The sequence below is a fragment of the Streptomyces sp. NPDC004266 genome (assembly GCF_042874095.1).
Classification (GTDB): Bacteria; Actinomycetota; Actinomycetes; order Streptomycetales; family Streptomycetaceae; genus Streptomyces.
In genome coordinates, this window is sequence record NZ_JBIAMM010000027.1 from 1 (window position 1) to 22505 (window position 22505).

The window sequence follows — 22505 nt, forward strand, 5'->3', positions numbered from 1 at the left end:
GCGCGCGGTCTCCTGCGGAGACACGACGCGGAGTGACTGCGTCACTCCCAATGCCGCTGCGCCGCTGCGCGGCGCCGGGCTGGCTGCCTGAGGGGCGGGCACCTGTGGTGGCAGCGGGGTGGTGGAGTTGGGTTGAGGGGTGCGGGTGTGGGTGGGGGTTGTTTGTGGTTTGGCGCCCGCCTGCGGCGGGGCCTGGTGCTGGTAAGTGGCTTGGTTTGATTGGTGGTTGATGGTGTGTCGGTGGTGAGTGGGGTGGGCCCCTGCGGGGCCGGCGGAGGCATGTTGGCTTCCTGCTGTGCTCCGTGGAGCGGTCGCGGTGCGCACGGGGTGGAGTGACACTCCGGAGTCTGTGAGCGTGACAGAGATAACTACTCTACGTAATGAGTAGGGGTCTGCATCGAAATCTGTTATCTAGACCACTTCATGATCACCTGGATGGGGTTCCGGCCCCTGCGGAGCCGACCACTGCAGCAGAAGAGACATGCGAAAAACGCAAACCGCAGCATGAATCGCCAACTACCAGAATCGCGCATCTTTATGACGAAAACGCAAAATACCGGCAGGAAACGCCTCCTGACACCACACCAACAGCCCATACAGAAAACGCATCAGACGAACCACCACACACCCCTCCCCCGCGCCCTCCAAAGGGGCAGGGCGCGGCAACGGGGACGGGGCCGGCCGGGCGTCCGCATGTCACGTGACTCGCCGCGGGGCAGGGGGCTGTCCCTCTTCCCATCACGGCCGGCCCCTGGACGCGAGCCGTGGTGAGTCCACCACTCCTCACAGCTCCCAGCCCACCCGGCCAGCTGGGAAACAGTCTGAGAGGCTCACAGGCTCCCGTTCACCACACCCCCAGGCACATGAAGCAAGACGGCTGCCCGAGCGACGGCCAAGCGGTGCGGCAGCGGGGGCGCTTCTCGGCTCAGCTCCGTCGGGAGAGACGTTCTGATGTCGCCGAAGGGTCTTGAATGGCTCTCGCTCTAACCGGCGTCGAGCGCGGCCACGATGCCTTCAAGGATGCCGATGAGTTCCTCGGCCGGGAGCTCGGCCACGAAGACCGCACCGGCGTCTTCAGGGTGGCTGAGCAGGTGTTCCTCACGCCAGAACCCCAGCGTGATGACCAGGTGGTCCCCTTCGCGGAACAGGTAAGCCGTCAGGTTGTCGGTGGTGGGACCCCAGAGCAGGACCCGAAACCGGCTGCGCAGCTGGTAGTCGGCCTCGGACTCGTCGTCGTCCCCCGCCTGCTCCCTGAGGCGCCTGTGTGTGGCCTCGGCGGACAAGCCGGCGAACGGCAGGGAACGGCCTTCTCCCGAGCGCAGCCAGGCGGCGGTCTCCAGCACATCGCGGCGGAACTGGGGGACGTACGCCATATTGTCGTCGCAGGTCAGCCACTTGCCAGCCGCCCAGAGATCGACCCGGCACAGGGCGCCTGGCTCGCCGACCTCTGCGGCGAACCTCGATTTGTCTCCCAGAACCACGTTCATGCCGTTGACCGTCGCAGGTTCAGCCCTTCGTGGACAACCGAATACTTCACCGGCGACCAGTCGGTAGCTCGCCTCAGCAGAATCGAACGGCCGCCGACTCGGTGACTCCCGAAGTGATGAACATCTGCTGTCGGTTCTCGGGTTCTGGCGCAACTTTTGTGGAGCTACGCCGACCGGGCTTCTGTCTGCCTCGTGACAAGCACCTGACCTGCCGGTTCCCGGCGTGCTCCGGCCTCGGACACCGAGCTTCGACCCGACACCACAGAAGTTGTGCCAGAGCCGGTTCTCACGAACAAAGCCACGGCGCCAAGGCCGAGGACCAGGAGGACCCCGCTGCACCACCGCCCCCGCTGATCAGACAATGCCGGCGCGGATGCGGCGGGGCGGGCTGCCCGGGGACGGGGAAGCTGACGGGAACGAGAGGAAGGAGAGCCTGCGACTCTCCCCTCGGCCCCGAGACGGGCATGCAGACACACCGGCCCCGGCATGACAAACCCGGGGCCCGGGCCGCGCCTCACCCCGCATACGGAAAACGCATACACCATGCGTGATCCTGTATGCGGAAACCGCATCACCCGTCCAGGCCCCGACGCACCCGGCCCGCCTCGCCAACACGGGAACCCGCACGGCCCCGACCAGCCCCCACCAACGGCAAGCGGTGGGCGCGGGGCTGCCGGACGAGCCGAAAGGGTCCGGCACGGGACGGGCCCACCCCCACGGGCCGGCAAGGTGCCTCGCCGCGGGCAGGAACACGTGCGGAAGCGCCATGGCAGGCAAGGGAGTCAGGAGCCGGCTGCGATGCGGCGGACCGGCAACCAGGGCGATCCCCGTCAGGTGCGGAGAGCGGCGGCCGGCGGCGCCTGGTCCCACCCCAGAAGGCCACGGGATAATCCCTGCACCACGTGCGGGGTTGTTCGGTGAGCCCGGGTGGTGAGCAGACCACGGGCAGGGTCAATGCACCCATCGATGCCCACCACACCCGGACGACACAGCGACCCAAGCGACCGGAACACCCACACACCCGCACGACCAAGGAACAGACCCGCCCCGAAGTCCCGCAGACGTCGCACAACCCACCCCACCCCAGCTGAGGGGACAGTCGCAATCTCGGATGGTCTTGCGGTACCAGAGAGGACCCCATTCCCGCGGGCGCGGGCGCGGGAGCGGGGGTCCGTGGGAGTCTGGCGCGCCTCGCTGATGGGACCATCCCCGCGGATGCGGGGAGCAGGTCCAGTGCGCTCCTTGGGGGCGATGCGATGAGGGGCCATCCCCGCGGGTGCGGGGAGCAGACTCTGTGACCTGCAGTTCTACCGTACGTACGGCTTCAGCTGAACCACTTTCACCGAAACCGGCAAACCGGCCGAATCGCCCTCTCTCGTTCTGTCCGCTCACCAGGCAGAGCAGGCACACCTCTGTCCGCCTCGTGGAAGACCTCACCCGGCCTGTCGCCTGCATCTGGTCAACCACCTCACGACAGGGGAAGCCCCTATATGCAGGGGTGTCCCTGGGCGTGGCGGGCGTCGTCGAGGATCTGTCGCCCGGAGACGCCATCAGGCCCGCGGCGCGGCAGGGCGCGGCGTTCGCGTTCGGTCATGCCACTCCACACGCCCGGACTCGGTCCGGTGGTCCCCTGCCTCTGCCGGGCGCTCGGTGCGCACCGTCCTTGCGTGGCTGTGCTGCGGGGTGCCCTGGACGAACAGTTCCTCCGGTTCGGCGGTCGGCGTCGCTCCCAGGCCCGTGGCCCGGCTCCAGGCCGTGGCCGCCCCTGCCTGTCGTACGTCTCATGCGCCCCGGCCTGCGGGAAGGGGAAGAATGCGGGCGGTGCGTGGTTCGGTCGCCGCCATCCACGACTCGGGGGGATATCCGCGGACGGCGGCGCTGGCTTCGTTCACCTTCGTCAACGGCCTCGAACGCGATCTCGTAGCTGTCACCGCTGGCCTCACACTGCCGTGGAGCTCCGGCGTCGTCGAAGGCCACGTCAACCGGATCAAAATGATCAAGCGTCAGATGTACGGTCGGGCTGGGTTCGGCCTCTTGCGGAAACGAGTCTTGCTGGCGTCCTGACGGGCCTGTCACGAGCTCTGTTGGAGTCGCTCCGCAGCCTGAGCAGGGGTGTCGTAGTAGCCAGGCCGTGCCAGCAGGACCGAGCTGAAGTGGTAGCCCTGCTCTTCCTCGGGCTCATCGTCGGCTGCGAACGGACGCCAGAAGCTCAGCAGCAAGTCCGGGGCAATGAATGAGGCATCGTCGTCAGGATCTTCCTCGATCGAGGTGAACTTGCCCATGCGCTGGACAACCTCGCGGGCCGAAAGCGCGAACACGTCCACACCCTGAAACAACACTCGGTCCGTCTGGGACGACGGCCTTCCCAACTCGATGGCCTCAAGCATGTCTCGCATGCAGTAGATGCTGATCATCAGCCCGCTGGGACGGAAGATGTGCTGCCCCGGCCGATCAGACTCCGAGATCGCAGAGAGATCGCGGAGCGAGTCCAGCGCCGTGTTGGCCGCCTGCCGAGTCATACCGATCCGCAACGGGCCAACGCCGGTCGGTGGGGCGAGGTCGAAGTCCATGTGGGCATGATCCCAAACAGGTCTGTCAACGAGCCACGAAGGGATATCCAGTCCCGGCAGGTTACAGAGCGTGAGAGCTCCACAGAACTTGGACCAGAACCGAAACTCGTGAGCAAAGCCAGGTGCCGGAACCCGAGCTCGTGAACAAGGCCGGCCCGGTCCTGGTTCAGTCGCCTGGCGGTTTCAGCGGTTCGTTGAGAGCGTCGGCCCCTCGGACTCTTCGTGTGGCGCCCCATCGTGCGGCTGCTTCGAGCTGGAGCAGGGTGAGTCCGGTTTCTTTGGCGAGCTGTTCTTGGTCGAGGTGAGGTTGCTGTGTCTGGGCCCGGTCGATCTGCGCGCTCCAGAGCTCTTCGTTGACGAACGGGCGGCGCCGGTATTGCTGCTGCAGTTCGGCCAGGTGCGCGATGCCGCAGGCGGCGATCGGTCGCTGGCCGTCGCGTCTGGCGTCGATGGGATCGGCCCAGGAGGAGTCGCGGACACACCCGTAGACGCCCTCGCCGGCGGGATCGCCCGGTGGCAGAGATCGCAGATATCAAGCAGGCCCGGGTCGTCGGAGTTCGAGTTGTCCTCCACCAGGCACAGCATGAGCGGCCGAACAGCCCGACCGCCCCATTACTCCCATAGCGGCACGCCGCCGCCCCTCACACGGGGTGGCTCCCCATCTCATCGCCCGGACCACCGATGGCTCCAGAAAAGCTCGTCCCAGGGGCTCTCACATACCCCGCTAGAAACAGCCCGCCTGCGAGCTCTCGGTTTCGTGTCGATGCGCGACCTGCATGAATATCGCCCCGTGTCAGTGGAATCGCCCCAATTTCTCATACCTAGGCAGTGCGCCTCACCCGGCAACCGAAGCTGAGCAGCACCAACGCACAGGCCTCACTGCCTCTCACTCCACTGTCATGAAACCGAAAGATCGCAAGCCCGCGCGACGCGGCAACGATCGCGGCCTACCTCCGTACGCGGGTGTACCGGCCCGAATCCCTGGTGTGGCTGGAGGGCTACCAGGCCCTCATCCGGTGGCGCGCGGAGAATGAGATCACCGGCGTCCACGCCGTCCCCTACGACACCGAGACCGAGGTCGGCGTCACCAAGAACTTCCCCCTCGGTCGGTGGGTGCACCAGCAGCGCAAAGCCCTGCGCGCCGGCGAGCTCGAGGACCGGCGCAAGGTCCTCCTGGACGCGCCGGAAGCCGGCATGGTGTGGGAGCCCGGTGAGGAGGCGTGGGAGGCCAAGCTCGCCGCGCTCCGGTCGTATCGGCGGGCCACCGGACACCTCGCGCCCCAACAGGACGCGGTGTGGGGCGAGGGCACCGAGATGGTGCCCATCGGGCAGCACATGGCCAACCTCCGCCGCAAAGGCACGAAGAACGGGCTCGGGAAGGATGAGGACACCGCGGCTACCCGGGCCGCGCAGCTCGCCGAGATCGACGAGGACTGGAACTACCAGTGGCCGCTGAACTGGCAACGCCACTACCGCGTCCTCGCGGACCTGGTCGACGCCGACGGTGTCCTGCCGGCCATCGCACCCGGGGTGCTGTTCGAGGGTGATGACATCGGGCGGTGGCTTCAGCGGCAGAAGAACCCGAGCACCTGGGCGCAGCTGCTCCCCGAACAGCAGAAACGACTGGCAAAGCTGGGCATCAAGCCGCTGGAGAAGCCCTCTCCCGCCTCGGCGGCGCCCCACGCGGCAAAGGGACCGAACAAGGCACAGCAGGCATTCCAACGCGGCCTGACCGCCCTCACCCAGTGGGTCGAACGGGAAGGCGCCCACCGGCCCGTCCCCCGCGGCCACAGCGAGCAGATCACCGTCAACGGCGAGACCGAACCGGTGGCTGTGAAGCTGGGCGTGTGGATCTCCAACACCCGGGCCAGGAGAGACCGGCTGAGCCAGGAACAGCGGAACGCACTACGAGAACTCGGTGTTGGGTGGATCTGACGGTCGTCGGCAAGATCTCTCTCGTTCGACAAACCCCAGCAAGGGCCAAGCCCGCTGGACATACGCTGGAAGACCACGCTGAACGCCTTCGACATCGCCTCGACGGCCGCCTCTCCGCAGACCGTCAGTAACCATCAACCCCAGTTGCGCCACTCGTTTGACAGACCCGGGATCGGCGCAGCCGTTGCGCCCATGTGAGTACGCCTGCCGACCGCCGCAGAAGCGAGCAGGGAGAGTCCAGCGGCTCCGCTGATCGAGATGGATACAAATCCCTCGTTGTCCGACTGCGATGTGTGATGAGGTGGCCTCATGGGTTCCCGCTCGAAACGCCGCGCGACGCGCAATAAAAGGCAGCGCCATGCTGGGCCGGCGCCATCGTCGACGTTCGACCCGCACGCCCAAGTGATGGCGGACACCTGGGAGGCGTTGACATCGCTGATGGCCACCTTCGCCGACGACGACGATCCCGCGACAGCGGTCGACGCAGCATTCGACAAGGCTGTCGACAAGCTCGTCGCGAAGCTGCAGCGGTTCGATCCCATCCGACTCATCGAGGTAGCGCGCCAACGGTTCCTACCGATGGCGTTCGGAGACGAGATACCCGTCACTGCGGAGGCGGGCGCCGCCTACGTGGAACTGCTGGCGCTGGTCGCTCTCGCCGCCCGGCAGGAGACGGCGGAGGCCACAGCTCCCGCTGTCGAACACCAGCAGATGAGCCACTTCGTCTCCGAGGTGAAGCAGCAACTCGACGAACTCTTGCACCTCGCTCAGCTCCGGTCGCTCGCCGCCGTCGACCCCGCCGATAAGCTCGCCCTCATGTCCCTACTCATCCGGGGCGCCGAGGTCTGGGTGCGCAATGCGTCCTACCCGGAAATGGTCGCAACGACCAACCTGGCTCTTCTGGACGGCAATCCGAGCGTTCGCGCGGCCCTGAACACTCAGCTCGGCTTCGACGCGACCGATGCCCTGGCGGTCCTCGACACAGTCCACCACTTGCAGCAGGACGGCCTGAACACCCGGCTGCAAGCAATGGACGCCGCCGTGCAGGAGGCGATGAAGGCGACGAAGGAAGGCCAGCCGGATGACAGGCTGACGGCACTGGCCGGAGCCAGTTTCATGTCGCTGTTCGAGCCCGACGCCGACCGGGCCGCGGTCACGCTCGACGCCGTCGCCGCGCACACGGGCATCACCGTGGAACGTGCCAGAGCCGTGGTCGAGCGGTTCCGCCTGGACCACGTGAAGGCCACTGCTGCGGAGTTTGTCGACGCATTCACCACCGGCAAGAACCCGATGCGCACCCGGCCACTCATTGTCGACGGCCACGGACGCCTCATGCTGCCGCACCCGGCCCTGCATGTGTTCGCCGTCCGGGAAAACCTCGAAGAGCACCTGAAGACATCGAAGCCCGTCTGGAACCAGTACGCCAAGCACCGCGGCGACCTTCTCGAGGCCCGCACGCGCGACGCGCTGAGCCGTGTACTGCCCGGGGCCCGCTTCCGGGACGCCTTCGAGTACTACATACCCGCGAACGACGCACAAGCCACGGCCGCCAATCCGGCGCGGTACACCAAGCGCGTCGAGGGCGACCACCTCATCGTCCTCGACGACGTCGCCATCATCGTGGAGGACAAGGCCATCGCCTTGAGCGCCCTGTCACGCGGCGGCAAGGCGACACGCATTCGCACGGACCTAACCGGCATCATCACAAAAGCGGCCGAGCAGTCCGGCCGTATGAAGGATGCCATCGAGCGAGACGGCGGTCTGCGCATCGAGGACGAAGGCTGGGTCGACCTTCGCCACATCCGCGAGATTCACACCATCGCCGTCAGCCTCGACGACATCTCCACTGTCCTGACCGCCACCGCGGAGCTGGTGCGGGCCGGCCTGCTCACCCGTGACAACATCCCCTGGACCGTGTCCCTGCACGACCTAGAGCTGATCACCGAGCTCGTTGCACGCCCGGCAGAGTTCCTCCTGTACCTGCGCCGCCGCCGCAACCCCGACGTCACCGTCATGTTTCGCGCACCGGACGAGTTGGATCTGTTCCTGTACTTTTACGAGGCGGGCCTGTGGGTCGAACCTGACCCGGCACAGGTGCGTGTCGCGTATCCCTTCCTCCCCGAGCCGACCACAGCCGAGCTACGCCGCTACCGCGCACAAGAGCTGACCTTCCTGACCAGTCGAACCGACGCGCTCGACCGGTGGTTCCACAGCAGACAACGTGACGATGTGACTGCCGGATCCGCTCCCAAGCCAACGATGGTGCCCTCACCACTCGCGCCTCTCATCGACGAACTGCAATCACGCAACGTCACCGGATGGCTCAGCATCGGCGCGACGCTGCTATCCCTGGCAACGCCCGCCCAGCACAAGTTCGCGTGCCATGGTGACATGCTCCTCAACAACCCGCGCCCGAACGGCCAAGGCCGCAGTATGACGGTGCCCGTCACGGCCAGCGTCGATCCGGCCGAAGGATGGTTGTTCGTGTGGGCGACACGCCCAGCTGGACAGGACCCCGACGACGCCGAGAAGAGCCTCCGTGGCTACCTGCGAGCTAAGAAGCATCAGCTCGGCCTGCCGCGTGGCGTCGTCTTCCTCTACGACGAACCGACTCGCGATCTCGTCGGGGTCCTCTACGACGGACACATCGGGCCGCTCGACGCCACGCTGACTGCCACCTTGCAAACCCTGTTGCCCGCCACACGCCTGCAACGCTCGATCCACCGGAACGTGAAGCGACCCTCACAAGGCACGAAAACCACTCCAAAACGCAAAAAACAGAAGCCGAAGCGGTAGCCCCACCTTCTGTGCTGTGGTCGCGGATACTCGGCGCATGCCGCTCATCCGTGACATCGCCCCAGCCGACTACCCGGTGGTGGAGGAGCTGCTGTACTCGAACCGTCTGGGAGACGGCATGTCCTACAACCCCGGGGGCCTGGACGTCGTCGTGGCCGAGTTCCACGGGCGGCTCGTCGGAGTCGCCGAGTTCGAGCTCCACTGCGACTTCGGGCACGACGAAGGCCGGGAGGCGCACCCCGGCGAGCAGACGTTCATCTCGACGATGGCCGTCGCCCCTACCGATCGTCGCGGCGGGGTCGGCCGGGCGCTGCTCACCGAGATCGCCCGCCGGGCCCAGGAAGCCGGCGACACGTTCCTGGCCCTGGTCCCACAGGACGGCGCCGATTCGGCCGGCCGGCAAGCGTTCTTCCAGGCGTGTGGGCTCACGCTCTACGGCCCCGCCGGACCGGGCGCGGCCTGGGGCTGCCCGGTCTCGGAGATCCTCGCCGTGAAGGGCACGGCCGACGCCGCAGGTGAGTAACCCGCACCGTGCAGTGGCCAGAGCGGAGCCGTGTCCGCTTCACCGGTCGGGGAGTTGACCGGGCATGGAGAACATCACCACCGCGGCCGGGACCACGGTGCCAGGTGCCGCAATCGAGCAGTTGCTGTTCACCACCGACTGGCTCACGGGCGTTCGCGGCGCCGCGAACGCCACCCTCACCGAGCAGGCCGACTCCACGTACAGGCTGGCGTACGCCCTGTCGCGCGGGGGTGAGCTCCATCCCGACGCGCACAGCGCCGCTCTCGCCAACCTCCTGCACAGCGTGACACTGGGCATCGTCGCGTTCGCTCTGCACCACCTGCGCTCGCTCCTGCCCGACCTCACCGACGAGCAGTGGGCGCGTATCGACGCGGCAGCCGTCGCGCTGGACTTGCGGGTGTGCGAGGACCTCAGCGGCGCCAACATCGTCGAGGAGACCGCCGGGTTCCCGCTGGCACACGCCCCGTGCACGACGGACCAGGCTCTGAGCACGACGTCTACGGATTCCCCTCTCTGACCGGCCGGGCCCCCCGATAGGGCCCGGGGCCCCGCACGTCACCGCGCAGCCCGCTATTGCCCTGGCGTTCGTTCTCCGGATCCGGCCTAGAACAGGTGGGGAGTCGCACGAGATGATGCCTGTCAGCACAACGGAGGCACGGTTGATCATCTTTGATACGAACGCGGTGAATCTTCTCCCGCCGTCCGGTCCTCGGGCCGACATCATCCGCAAGCTGCGGCAGTCCGGCCATCACAAGGTGGCCGTACCGTGGATGGTCATGGAGGAACTGGTCGCCCACCAGACGAAGCACTACCCCGACAAGTACCGGGCTGTCGTGAACACCCTGGCAAAGCTGAACGAGACACTGCCGTGGGAGCTGGAGAGCTCCCTGGAGCCGCTCGATCTGGACCGTCTCGTTGCGCACTGGTGCAGCGCGTACGAGGAGATCTTCGAGGTCATCGACACGAGCGGGGACGCCGCCCGCAGGGCTCTGTCGCGAGAGGCCATGGCCCTTCCTCCGGCGAAGGCGACCAAGGACCGGTCGGAGGGCGGCCGCGACGCGGCGGTCTGGTTCTCCATCCTCGAGTACATGAGGGAGAACCCGGACGAGGAAGTCTGCTTCGTCACGAACAACACCAAGGACTTCGGCGACGGGGTCACCTATCCCTATCCGATGAACGAGGACGTACGTGGCCTGGAGGGCCGGCTCAATCGGCTCACCGACTTCAACGCGGTCGTCTCGAAGTTCACCAAGGAGGTGTCCGGGCAGGACGCCGAAGCAACCGCCGAGGAGCTGCTGAAGTCGCTGTCCGTCCGCAAGCGGGTGGCACAGACGGCGGTTGAGGTGCTCAGCTCGCCGATCGGATTCGTCGGCCTGGACAGCGCCGAGGCTTCCGTGCAGTGGCGCCAGTGGCTGGCATCTCCCGAAGCCGAGCTGCTGAGCATCACGAACGTCCTCGGTCACGAGATCGAGGACAGCATCTGGTACACGGCCAACACCCGGTGGCTGCTGTACGGGGCAGCCGTCAACGGCGACAGCGAGGACGTGCGGTACGTGTCGTGCGTCTGGGAGATGAAGGTCCTCTTCTCCGCGAACGACGGGGACGAGGCGCCGACCCTGCTGACCCCCGGCGAGCCCGTGCTCCCGGACACGGCGGACGCGCGGTGCATGGAGATCCTGAAGAAGCTGAAGGCCAGGGCTGCCCGCATGGCGCGGGTCCTGCGCAACCAGATGTTCCACTCTTCCGGTGGCAACCTGTTCGCCGATGCCATGCCCACACTCGATGTCGCCAGCGCCCTGACCCGCAGCCTCTCCGGCGTGGTCCCCCCGGTCGATCTGAGCTTCATCGAGCAGATCAGGGCGTCAATGCCCACGCTCGACATCGCCAGCGTGCTGCCCAAGCCCGACTTCAGCGGGCTGGTTCCTCAGATGGACTTCAGTCACCTCGTACCAAAGGTCGACTACAGCAGCCTCTTTCCGCAGACAGACCTCAATCAGATCGCGGCAGCAGCGCTGGCGGCGGGAATCCAAATCCCTGACACAGACGACGATGCCTCCATCTCCGAGGCCGACGACAGCTCGGACCCGAAGGCCGAACCGAGCGACGCAGACACTCCGGACACAGACGACTGACGGCGAGCGCGATCGGGCTGTCCCGGCACAGCGCCAGCCGAAGCCACGAACCGCCGGTTCCCTCGAACGGGCGAGGTCTTCGGAAGGTGGCTCAGGCGTGCCCTGCCGCCGGCTCCCACAGTGGGCGGGCACGTCCCGTCCCGTCGCAGTGGAAGTAGCGGCCGCCGCCCGGGGTACTGCGGGCGCCGATGGTGCCGGAGGCGTGCCGGAAGAGCCGGGTGAGTCCGGCGATGTGTGCCGGGTGAGTCCGGCGATGTGTGCCGGGTGGACCGGGAGTTCCTGGCGTCTGCCGAGGGTGCGTTCCAGGGCGACGCCGGGGCCGGTGAAGTGGGCGTGGGGCAGGTTCCCGGTCATCGCGCGGAGAATGTCGTTCACCTGGTGCATCGTCTCCGCGCCGGTCAGCTGTACCCGGGCCGCGAGGATGGTGTCGGCGGCCGCGGTGAAGGACAGCAGCCCGGCCGGGCGGGCGAGTGGTCCGACGCGGCCCACGGGGTCGGGATGGGTGTGGTGGAGCTGGACCAGGGCGTGCCACAGCTCGCCCGGCAGATCCTGGGCTGCGGTCTCTTCTCGGGTGCGTCTCATACCGCCTGTGTAGGGCCTGTGGTGGGCTGGCGCCGTCGGATGGGCCAGCCCGTCCCGCCCGGTGGCACGGTGACTTGGGGACCGGTCCCGCTGTGCGGCCTGGCGGGTTAGGCGAGGCGGCTGTCGACCGCTTCGCGCCATGTGGTGAACTCGCGGAACCACAGGTCCGGTACCTGGGCGGGATCCTTCAGATAAGCGTTTGCCCGTGACCATCCGCCGAGCCTGCGAAGACCGGGTTCCCCCAGGGTCAGCAGCGCGGTGCGCGGGTAGCGTGCCACGCGCTGGGCCAGTAGGGCTTTGATGAACTCAGGGAGCGCGTCTGCCGCAGCAAGGGCGGCTTCGGTCTCTTGGTACGTCGGGCGGTAGCCGCGGTGGACGACTCTGTTGCGCAGTGCTGCCACGGCGTGTGCCCAGTCGTGGATCGGGCCGGGGCGGGTGCTGTCCCACGTGCCGCCGAGTCGGGGGGCGTACTCGGTCTTCACTCGGGTGGCCAGGCCGCCGCCCCGGGAGAAGTCGAACACGGCCACAGCCGCTTCGATGGAGGGAGCCTGCAGCTGTTCTTCCCACAGCATCAGGGACAGGGTGCTGGTCAGGATGATCTCGGCGAACATGGCGGCCTGGACGACAGCGTTGCGGTAGTCGCCTTCGTGGCGGAAGGCGCGGTTGGCTTCGATGGAGCGCTCCATCGCGAGCTCGAAGGGTGATCCGTCCCAGAAGCGGTGCAGGTGTGCGTTGAGGCGGGTCATCTGATCCTCGTCGAGGACGGCGTCGGGCGGCCCGGCAGGGGGTGTCAGGGGCATCACGCCCATCCAGCCGTCGGCGTAGCTACCGGTCAACGTCCTGGCGAGCCAGATGGTCACCGCTATCTGTTCCGGAGCGGCCACCGGGTGACCGTGGGGCAGGGTCAGTTTGGCCATGGAGGAGACGTCGGTCAGCACGTCGAAGCAGCGGGTGAACGCCTCGTGCAGAGCTTCTTCCTGCGGGTGCAGACGATCGGCGCCCTGGACAGTGACCATCTCCACGACTGTGCGGTAGGTATCGACCGTCTCGTCGGTAAGGTCCTCGGGCGCGGGTTTGCCGATGATCTCGGCGCAGACCTGGGCCAAGGCCGGCAGATGCATGCTCCCACCGCTCTGGCGTTCTTTGAGCTGCCAAAACTTCAGTGACACAAACGGCCGGTCCTGCACGGTGGGCGGAAGTGCAGGCCCGTCCTGGGTGGCACGCGCCTGCATGCCCTCCAGTCCTTCGACTGTGCCTGGCAGCATCTTGCTGATCACCGCCCCATGCGGCAGCGGGCACGGGAAAGGCAGAGCCACCAGAAAGGTGAGCAGCATCGGACCCAGTACGGCCTGGGTCTCGTCGGGGACGGGCTCATCGGGCTGGTTCATTGAGGAAGCCTAGAACCGCATACACAGGCAACGAGCGACTTTCGGGCCCGAACCCTGTACCGGGCTCATCCCGGCCCGGGGCGTCTTGCTCGGGAAGGGAGGGGCGGCCCGGTGGTACTGCTTCCAGAGCGCATCTGGGCGCCGGGCCTCGCCCGCGCACGCCATATCGGCACGGGCTGCCACTGACCCTATCGGGGGACGTAGAAGGACGGAGCCTTACGGAAGATCACTCCAGTCCCACGAGCAGTGGCGCCTGGGTGCCCCTGGGCCGAACACCCCCGTCCGTATCGGTGGGCTCCTGCCTGGAGTGGCCCGGGGCATGGCCGTGGCCCCCGCGGCGTCGTGCTTGCCGGGGCCAGGGTCAGCGGGCGCGGGGGGGGTGCCGCGGGGTGGGTTACTTGAAGGTGATGTCCCAGTGGACGCCGCCCTTGCGGGGGGTCTCGTAGACGTATTCGGTGGAGATGCCGTTGAGGGTGCCGTGCCAGCGGGGGTCGTTGCCGCGGGGCTTGCCCTTGCGCTGGGTGTTCTTGCTCCAGTTGGTGACGCAGCGGCCCTCGTCACGGGTGCGCAGGTCGAGCTTGTAGCCGCCTGCGTGGGAGTAGGGGCCCTTGGTGCTGTGGCCCGACTCGGTGCCGCCGGTGATGACGATGGTGCAGCGGCTGGCCTTCTTCAGGGCGATGACGCCCTGGATGGTGCGGGCGCGGACGCCGTGGAGAGAGATGCGGCCGACAGGGGGCTTGATGCCGGCGGCGGCGAGCTGGCGGAGCGCCATCTTGTGGTCGAGGCGGACATCGCGGGGGGGGAGTTGGGGACGGGGAGGGTGTGGGTGCCGACGACGAGGCGGTGCCAGGTGGCGGGCCTGACGATGCCGTCGACGGTGAGGCGGTTCTTCTTCTGGAAGTTACTGACCGCGGCCGTCGTCTTCTTGCCGAAGACACCGTCGGGGTTCACTCCGAGCTGGACCTGGGCGGCCTTGACCGCTTGGCCCCGGGCTCCAGAGGCGAGGGTCAGGTTGGTCAGCTTGGCCCAGGTCCTGGAGCCGATGGCTCCGTCGACGGGGAGGCGGTTCTTCCTCTGGAAGTCCCTCACCGCCTTGGCGGTCTTGGGGCCGAAGGCGCCGTCGGCGGTGAGACGGTGGCCGCGGACGGCCAGGAGGTGCTGGGCGGTCAGGACGTCGGTGCTCCGGGAGCCGCTCTTCAGCGTCGGCCACGCCGTCTTCAGGGAGGTGGCGTGGGAGCCGGCGCGGGGGCCGGGCTGCGCCGAGGCGTTGGCTTCGTCGCCGGTGGCGTTCACCGCGCCGAGCGCGCCGCTGGCCAGAAGCACGGCCGCGAGGCCCTGACCCAGCGCATCCCGTAGTCGTGTGCCCGGGCGGTGGCGTGAAGCCAGAGCTCCAGCTCCGCGAGTTCGAGTATGTAGCAGGCCCTCAGGAACGCAGCGGTCTGGTGAGGGTCGACGAGAAGGGTGTCGCCCGCGATGACGCGGCAGGCGGTGCTGACGGCAGTGACCACGAGCCCGCGATTCGTTGCCTCTCCCCCGACGGGAGGTAACCGGCCCAGATGTGTTGCCGACGCAGGGCACGGCTCAGATCTGCCCTGGAGAAGATGAGGGTGAGGTCGGGCGCGGCCAGTACGTCGACGGCCTCGCGTATGTACCGGTACACGGTCGCGATGCCGATACCGAACCCGGCAGCGAGCTGGGCGTAGGTGTCGCCGCATCGCAGAGGGGCCAGAGCGAGGAGAGCCTGACGGCCGGCGGTCAGACGCCGCCACCAGGTCCCGATCTCCCCTCGCCGGGCAGCGAGTCGCCCGGTCAGGCGCCGCAGGGTGCAGCTGGACAGGTCGATCGAATGGGGTCTCCCCTGCTCGAGCGAAGCCGAGAGCTTGAGGAAGGGTAGACAAGCACACGAAGCTCCTGGCGGACGGTGGATCTTGGTCGTGAACCCGTCTACCAGGAGCTTCATCGCTCCGCAGATCCGTCCAACACGCAACCAACGCCGTCAGGTTGGAAACGGCTCGGTCGGCCATCGCACAGGAAAGAACTCAACGGCGCCTACCTGGGAGCCCCGCTTTACTCGTAGACCCTAGCAGCTAGGACCATCCGTCCGATCATCTGCCAATTCGGAACATCCGGGACGACTTCACCGCGCGCCGCAAACCATCCCGGGCAATCCACCACCCACGCAGACCACGCCGACAGGAATTCTTCAAGTGAAGAATTCTCCCACGCCTCAGGATTAGCCTTGAGGTCATCGACCGCAACTCTCAAGAATTCAGCGAGATCCTGTCGCGTCTCAATACACTCGGCAATTTGCGAAATCTCATCCATTTTGTCACCTAATCCTGATCGAAGTTCCGTCATTCTGTGTCGTCATTTTCCAGCTCTCGTTCGCTATCTCCTGAGGCGTCGCCCGCCTGAAATTAATGGGCACATTTGCCTCCTTGAACACATAGAGCCTTCGATTATCTAGAGTATAGATTTTCCCTTCTTTCTCGAATATTCGAATAGCCGGGAAGTCGTTGGCTGCCGTCCGACCCTCCACCAGGTCGTCTATCGCCTGCTTGAAACCCTGCCCATCCTTAAATGTACCCTTGATGCTGTCCTGCGAGTACCTGATTGCCTTTGGCGATATCGAACCCGCTGCGGGGAGTCCTGCAACCCCACCGGGCCCAGGACGCATACGCCCTGGGTTCGTCCCAAAGGGCAGAATAGGAACCTCGTTGAGCGTCTTATTTTTACACGCAATGCCTGGCGTGCAGGGGTACTGTGGCTCCGGTTCCCCGCCTCCGAGAATTTTGCGCAGCAGAGCCCGAAAACCCTCCCACCAGTCAACGTTGGCCAGAGGTCCATGGGCCTCAGGGGCACCCTTGAACCCCGGACAATTACTACCCCCGAACGTAGCTCCGCACTGGCCTGCATTCGAACCAGTCGCGTTGAGTGCAGAAATCTGTTCCTGGCACGAGCTGTCGCAAGTGGAATTGAAATCGCCGCCACCGCTACTGGCACCGTCATTGCCACCACCCCCGCTGGCACCGCCATTTCCACCACCGCCGCCGTTTCCGCCGCAGTGGTAGTAGCAGCCGCCAGGTCCTGTTCCGCCCGCTGGGACACCGGGTGTGGTGCTTTGCCCCCCGCCGGGTCCGCCGCCCGGCTCGTTGTGGCCAGTTCCGTCATCGATCCACAGACCAGTGGAGTCGCTGGACGTCACAGGGGCGTTGTTGGCGTACGCATAGCCGTTCAGCGACTGGTGCTGGTCCACAAAGAGGACAGGGTCGACGCTGATGAACTGGCCGAGAGTGGGGTCGTACTCGCGGGCTCCGACATGGGTGAGGTTGGTCCCCGTGTCGGCGGGCTTGCCGAGGAAGGTCTTGTCGTCGGGCCACGTGCCGCTGGTGGTGCCGCGGGCGGCGCCGAAGGGGGTGGTGTAGCGCTTGGTCAGGGCCTGGGTCGTGTCTCCCGTGACGGAAAGGTTGCCGGTGCCGTGGTGGTCGGCGGCGAGGAAGTGGAGCTTCTCGGTGCCGGTTTCGTTAGTGCGCAGGGCGATGGTGGTGCCGGCCGCGGTGTAGTAGCGGTTGGCCCACTTCTGGGTGCCCTTGAGGTGGACTTCGGTGGCGCCGAGGTAGAGGACAGTTTCACCCGTGGTGCCGGAGGCGCGGCGGATGAGGAGTTGGCCGTCGGCGTCGTAGAGGTAGTCCGTGGTGGCGGTGCCTTCGGTGAGCTTGGTGAGCTTGCCCTCGGCGGACCAGCTCAGAGACTGGGTGGTGGCGCTCCCAGCCGTCTCGACACGGGCGATGGTGTTGCCCGTCGCGTCGTAGGTGTAGCGGGCAGCCTCGTCCGTACAGTTGCCGTCGGTCGTGGTGGCCTTCAGCGCGTGCGTGCGGGGGGCTGCGTTGTAGCAGTAGGTGCGGGTGACGGGGGTGGCGGTGTTCTGCTTCTCCGTGCCCCGCTGGCCTGCGGCGTTGTAGGTGTAGGAGGTCCAGTAGGGAGCGGCTCCGCCGAGGTTGGCCACCGTGCGGCCGGAGGTGGCGCAGTCGGCGGTTTTGGGCGTCCAGGCTTCGGTCATGCGGCGCTGGCCGTCGTAGGTGAAGCACTGGAAGTCGGCGCCGTTGCCGGTGTTGGCGTGGTCGAAGATGGAGGTGACGTTGCCGGCGGGGTCGTAGGTGTAGGCGGTGTCGCGTACGGGTCCGCGGGTCTGGTCGTCGACGTCGGCGTCGGTGAGGCGGCCGGTGCCTTCCTCGTAGAAGTTGGTGAGGAAGACCTTCTTGGTGCCGACGGCGGTGGAGGGGCCCAGGGTGAGCTGCTGCACCTGGCCCAGATCGGTGTAGGAGGCGCCCAGGAGGTAGCCGGAGGCGCCGGAGAGGCCGATCTGGAGGCCGTAGGGGTTGTAGTCGGTGCTGACGATCTCGCCGGTGAGGCCGCCGCCGGCCGGTTCGGTGGTGCTGCCGACCGTGCCGTCGAGTCGGTAGTTGACCTTGGCCGTGGTGGTGGCGGTGACGGCTCCTGAGGTGACCAGGGCGTCGTCGGCCGGGAGGGTCAGGGTGGTGGTGGTCGGCCGGCTCATGGAGTCATAAGCGGTGACCTTCTTGGTGTAGGTCTTGCTGCCGGTCTGGCCCTTGCCGCCGGTGTAGCGGATGGAGGCGTCGGGCAGGCCCTTGAGGAGCGAGTCGTAGGTCCACTCCGCCAGACGGTTGGCGTCGGTGGCGCTGTTCTGCCACAGGCCGGTCTTGCGGCCGAGCTCGTCGTAGCCGTAGACGAGGACCCGCTGTTCCGCATCCTTGGTCGTCTGGATCTGGTCGAGATCGGTGTAGGACGTGCTGGCCGTTCCCTTGTCGGGGTCGCTGGCGGTGTCCTGCCGGCCGTAGAGGTCGTAGGTGTACGACCACTTGACGTTGTCGGGACCGGTGATCTGCTTCTGCTTGCCGTCGCGGAGGTAGCCGTACTTGACGGAGGTGTAGGAGGCTCCGAGGGTCGCGCCGTAGGCGGTGTCGTCGGGCTGGGTGCCGGCGTAGGTGCGGGTCTCGGTGGTGCGGCCCAGGACGTCGGTGATGGTGCGGGTGGCGGTGCCGCCCTGCTGGGCGGTGGTGGCTACCGAGTCACCGGTGTAGGTGGTGAGGACCGGCGCGAACTTGGGCACGCCCTTGACCAGGAGCGTGGACTTCACCTGGCGGCCGAGGCCGTCGAACTCCACGTTGTACTGCTGGGGTGCGCCGCCGTACTCGGCACGGTGGTACGTGCTGTCGGGCGCGGTGGTGGAGTCGAAGACGCCGGCGTAGGTCTCGTAGGCCAGGCCGCGGTCGTTGTAGCGGGTGTCGGTCAGGATGCGGCCGCCGTTGGGGGCCGGGGTCTGGGTCTGGAGGGGGCGGAGCAGGGAGTCGAACAGGCTGTAGCTAGTGGTGTAGGACTGGCCGTCGGCCTTGAGGGTGGAGACCGAGGTCCAGGAAGGGTCCTTGGTCTGGTTGATGCCGTAGCCGAAGGTGGCGGTGGGCGTGTCGCCGCCGGACTTGGAGCGGTTGGGTGCCCAGGTCGCGGTGATGCGGCCGAGGGCGTCGTAGGTGCTTTCGGTCCGCTTGAGGTTGGCGTCCAGGGTCTGGGTCACCGAGCCGCGCGCGGGGTCGTAGTAGGTGTAGGACCTGTGGGCCTGGCCGTTGGCGAGGGTTGGCTTGGTGAGGATCGTGGCCGTGAGGGGGCCCGTGGTGGCCGGGACGTACGCCGTGGTGGTGACCTTGCCGGCGGCGTCGGTCACGGTGAGCGGACGGCCGAGCTTCGCGGTCGCTGTGTCGTAGGTGACCTTGGTCAGCGTCTGCCAGCCGGTGGGGTGCCGGTCGGCGGTGCTGCCGGCGACAGCGGCCGGGTAGCCCTTGGCTCGGCCGGTCCAGGTGGGCAGGCCGAGGGTGAGCGTCTGGTCGGCGGTCCAGCCGGTGGCAGCGGGGGCGTCGTAGACCACTGCGGTGTCGGACAGGATGTCACCGCGCTGGTCCGGAGCCTCGGTGCTCGTGAACTTCTGGGTGATGCTGGTGGGCATCTTCAGCAGGTCGTCGGTGACCGAGCAGGCCTGGCCGACGGTGCGGGTGCGGGAGACCAGGCTGGTCAGGCCCTTGGTGTCGTTGCGTGCGTACCAGGTGCGGGTGCAGGTCTCGTCGCCGGTGGTCGACCAGTCGCTGTGGTTGTCCGACTTGATGGTCATGCCGTAGCCGTCGTAGGTGGTGCTGACGGCTGTGGTGCGCCACTTTTTCGCGGCGGTCAGGTAGGTGTTGGAGTAGGTCCGTGCGGTGCGGACGTAGCCGGCGGTGATGTGGGCGTAGGACTTCTGCTGGCTGGCGGTCTGCTTGTACCAGAGGTCGTTGACCTGGTTGCCGACCGCGAGGGTGCCGTTGTAGGTGATCTGCTGGCGCAGCTGGCCGGCGTACTGGTCGCTGTCGGTGGCGTCGCCGACCGTCACTTCGTCGCCGGTGCTGCCGGCGATGTTGTCGATGTCGATGCCGGGGACGGTGACGCTCTTGGTCAGCGGGTTTTCGTTGGCGTCCTTGGCCAGGCGTCGGTCGCCGTTCATGCCCTGCATGTAGAGGCTGACGGTCTTGGAGCGGGTGTTGCCGATCGCTCCGGTCTGTGCGGTCACCTTCTGGTAGCCGCGCCAGGAGGACCAGGTGCGTTCGCTTTCCTTGGTGAAGGGGTCGTCGTTGTAGTGCCAGGCGGGTCCTTCATAGCTGTAGGTGTTTTGGACGGTGAGGCTGCCACCGCCGGTGTCGGACGTGTTGACCGCGGTCACTCGGTACTTGTTGAACCAGTCCAGCTGGGGGGCGCCGCCGTTGATCGGCCAGTACACGGGGTAGCAGGACAGGTTGTTGTTGTCTTCGGCCGTGGGCATCCGTGAGCCGCGGAGGCAGTCCGGCTCGGAGAGGTCCACGCTGGTGATCGCGCCGGTTTCGGAGACGATGGTGGAGATCCGAGGGCGGGTCAGCGGCACGACGTTGTCCGGCTCCTCCGTGGGGGCCTGTTCCACGCGGTTGGCGCGCTGTTGGTAGGTGAAGCCGATGGTCGGCAGACCGAGGGCGGTGCCGTTCTTGCCGGTCCGCTTCAGCCCGGTCAGGGTCCAGACCTGGTCGGAGCTGTTGCCGATGTCCTGGCCGTCGAAGATGTCCTGGGTCAGGGTGTAGGTGTCGACCGGCTGGTAGTCGTCGGGCTCGGCGGCCGTGGACCAGACGTGGGTGTTGATGCCGGTGAGGATCTTCCGGGTGAAGAACGCCGGGCCGCTGGCCTTGCAGTCCGTCTCGCTCGAGGTGCAGATCGAGTCGAAGGGCACGTCCGGCCAGTTCTTGGCCGTGTCCTCGGTCAGGGCGCCGCAGCCCCCGCCGATGTCCTTGCAGCGCTCCTTGTAGTCGAAGGTCACCTTGCCCGAGGCGGTGCCGGTGAACAGGGTGTCGGAGCGCTGGCCGTAGCGGATCTCGTTCAGGTAGCCGCCACGGGTGTAGGCGGCAAGGGCGGTCTTGTCGCCATCCTTTGCGTAGTAGTTCGGATCCGCCGAGTACCAGTAGGTGGAGGCGTTGCCATGGATGTCCTCGACCAGGTCGAGGTTCCAGCGCCATGCCTGCTGCTTGGCACGGCCGGAGAAGGAGGTGCCGGAGGAGTAGCCGGGTTCGCCGCTGTCGTCGCCGAAGACTGGGACGGTCCACACCGAGTTGGTGCGCTCGGTGCCGGCGCCGTCGAGCTTGTTCAGGCCGAAGGTGTAGGTGGTGCCGTTGCCGGTGACGACCTTCCAGTACTCGCCGGCGCCGTCGATGGCGTCGTCACCCTTGTCGTCGTTGTCGGCGCCGATCGCGTGAGTGACAATGGAGGCGTCGTCGTTCTTCAGCCGCCAGTGGTTGCTGGTGTCGTCCTTGACGAGTTCGGTGGCCTTGCCGTTCAGGACGAGAGAGGCGTTCTCGTACTTCCAGCACAGGTCGTGCTTGCCGGTCTGACCGTCGTCGTCGCACGAGCCGTACTTGCGCTCGATGTACGACGAGGTCAGGTCGAAGCCCTCACCGACCAGGGAGCCCTGGTTGTTGGTGTTCGCCGTGCGGCCATCGACGCTGCCCGAGTCATAGGAGAGTCCCAGAGACGGGGCGGGTCCGGCTGCCGCCGGGGGTACTGAGATCGGGTAGGACCACGTGAACGAGCCCGAGGAGCCGCCGGCCTCCCAGGAAGCGGAGCTTGCCAGCGGGGTCGCCGTGTAGTCGCCCGCGCCCTTGTCCGAACCGCCCGTCGTCGTGGCCGTGAGGGCCAGCACCTGCGGTGCGGCGTTGACTTGCGCCAGGTTCGCGGTGACGGTCTGGTCCTCGGCCTTGTTCTCCGAGGCGACGGGGCTCGTCTTGCGGCACTCGGCCTTCTGCGGAGTGGTCAGCGCACACGCCGGCAGCGACACGAGACCCAATCGAGTGGCCCATGCGCCACCGATCGCGGAACCGAAGGAGCTGTAGTCGACCTCGACCTTTGCAGCCCCTGTGCCCTGGGCCGCCACGGTGAACAGCACACCGGTCACACCGGCCGCCCGAGCTGCTTTCTGATCCAGCACCTTCACTGTCGAAGTGCCGGACGCCGGGTGCCGGACGAACCGGGCCTCGCCCGTCCTCTCCACACCGCGCAGGCGCACCAGCGCGTTGCCGTCGGTGGCAGGGGTCGAGGTCAGCCGGCCGGTCAGTATCTGTGCCTTCGGCCAGGCGTTCCGGGCGCGCTCCTGGTCGGCCAGTTCCGACAGGCGGCGGTTGGCCGCCCGATCCTGTGCGACCTTTGCACGCTCCTTCTTTGCGCCCGGTTCGGTGACGGCGTGCACCTTCACCGGTGCGGAGGCGGGGACCTCCGGTCGGCCTGGAAGCTCTGCGGCCTGGGCCAGGGGCACCAGGGGTGTGGGTATGGTCAACGCCAGCGCCAGTATGCCGGTCACGGCACCTTGGCGTCTGCGCAGACGTGTACGTCTGGACACGACGAAAGGACTCCTTCTGATCTTCGATCGAGATGAGGGAAGTAGCGGCCCTGGATGGGCGCGCGGGCAAGCTGGGGTAACGGGGCGGGGCGTGATCGTGTGCCCCTGTCCCGTTACCCCAGGTGGGAATGAGCGGGCT

11 protein-coding genes and 3 pseudogenes are annotated in these 22505 nt (G+C 67.0%); 6 read left to right on the top strand and 8 right to left on the bottom strand.

The features are described from left to right. Positions 1 to 983 precede the first annotated feature (983 nt). The gene (locus ACFYUZ_RS37365; RefSeq protein ID WP_389317069.1) at positions 984 to 1487 is read right to left on the bottom strand and encodes a hypothetical protein; all 504 of its coding nucleotides are present in this window, start codon (positions 1485 to 1487) and stop codon (positions 984 to 986) included. Positions 1488 to 3389: 1902 nt separating this feature from the next. On the opposite strand from ACFYUZ_RS37365, the pseudogene ACFYUZ_RS37370 reads away from it, so the two are divergent. Continuing rightward, positions 3390 to 3551: pseudogene (locus tag ACFYUZ_RS37370) on the top strand (ISL3 family transposase); the annotation flags it as partial. Positions 3552 to 3559: 8 nt separating this feature from the next. Here ACFYUZ_RS37370 and ACFYUZ_RS37375 read toward each other — a convergent pair. Further along, on the bottom strand, positions 3560 to 4057 hold the full coding sequence (locus ACFYUZ_RS37375; RefSeq protein ID WP_389317072.1) for a hypothetical protein: 498 nt from the start codon (positions 4055 to 4057) through the stop codon (positions 3560 to 3562). A gap of 915 nt (positions 4058 to 4972) precedes the next feature. On the opposite strand from ACFYUZ_RS37375, the pseudogene ACFYUZ_RS37380 reads away from it, so the two are divergent. From ACFYUZ_RS37380 to ACFYUZ_RS37400, 5 genes and pseudogenes are all read left to right on the top strand, one after another. Further along, positions 4973 to 5992 (top strand): annotated as a pseudogene (locus tag ACFYUZ_RS37380) (helicase associated domain-containing protein); the annotation flags it as partial. A 309-nt stretch (positions 5993 to 6301) separates the two neighbouring features. Next, complete coding sequence (locus ACFYUZ_RS37385; RefSeq protein WP_389317075.1) at positions 6302 to 8788, top strand: preprotein translocase subunit SecA; 2487 nt, start codon at positions 6302 to 6304, stop codon at positions 8786 to 8788. 37 nt (positions 8789 to 8825) lie between these two features. Beyond that, positions 8826 to 9311, top strand: coding sequence for a GNAT family N-acetyltransferase (locus tag ACFYUZ_RS37390; protein ID WP_389317078.1), 486 nt, complete (start codon positions 8826 to 8828; stop codon positions 9309 to 9311). Positions 9312 to 9375: 64 nt separating this feature from the next. Next, a complete protein-coding gene (locus ACFYUZ_RS37395) occupies positions 9376 to 9828 on the top strand; it encodes a hypothetical protein (protein WP_389317081.1) in 453 nt (150 codons plus the stop codon). Positions 9829 to 9970: 142 nt separating this feature from the next. Then, complete coding sequence (locus ACFYUZ_RS37400; protein ID WP_389317084.1) at positions 9971 to 11443, top strand: PIN domain-containing protein; 1473 nt, start codon at positions 9971 to 9973, stop codon at positions 11441 to 11443. Between the two features lie 689 nt (positions 11444 to 12132). Here ACFYUZ_RS37400 and ACFYUZ_RS37405 read toward each other — a convergent pair. The 6 genes and pseudogenes from ACFYUZ_RS37405 to ACFYUZ_RS37430 all read right to left on the bottom strand — a co-directional run bounded on the left by ACFYUZ_RS37405 (position 12133) and on the right by ACFYUZ_RS37430 (position 22327). Beyond that, positions 12133 to 13413: a hypothetical protein gene (locus tag ACFYUZ_RS37405; protein WP_389317086.1), complete on the bottom strand. Its 1281-nt coding sequence runs from the start codon at positions 13411 to 13413 to the stop codon at positions 12133 to 12135. 394 nt (positions 13414 to 13807) lie between these two features. Beyond that, positions 13808 to 14185: a hypothetical protein gene (locus tag ACFYUZ_RS37410; protein WP_389317089.1), complete on the bottom strand. Its 378-nt coding sequence runs from the start codon at positions 14183 to 14185 to the stop codon at positions 13808 to 13810. Next, entirely contained in the window at positions 14083 to 14991 is a 909-nt protein-coding gene (locus tag ACFYUZ_RS37415; protein ID WP_389317092.1) for a peptidoglycan-binding protein, read from the bottom strand. The genes ACFYUZ_RS37410 and ACFYUZ_RS37415 overlap by 103 nt, the downstream gene beginning before the upstream one ends. Positions 14992 to 15016: 25 nt before the next feature. Further along, positions 15017 to 15256, bottom strand: a pseudogene (locus ACFYUZ_RS37420) (transposase family protein); the annotation flags it as partial. 224 nt (positions 15257 to 15480) lie between these two features. Next, positions 15481 to 15738, bottom strand: a complete 258-nt coding sequence (locus ACFYUZ_RS37425; RefSeq protein WP_389317094.1) for a hypothetical protein — start codon at positions 15736 to 15738, stop codon at positions 15481 to 15483. 4 nt (positions 15739 to 15742) lie between these two features. Further along, positions 15743 to 22327, bottom strand: a complete 6585-nt coding sequence (locus ACFYUZ_RS37430) for an RHS repeat-associated core domain-containing protein (RefSeq protein ID WP_389317097.1) — start codon at positions 22325 to 22327, stop codon at positions 15743 to 15745. Positions 22328 to 22505 lie beyond the last annotated feature (178 nt).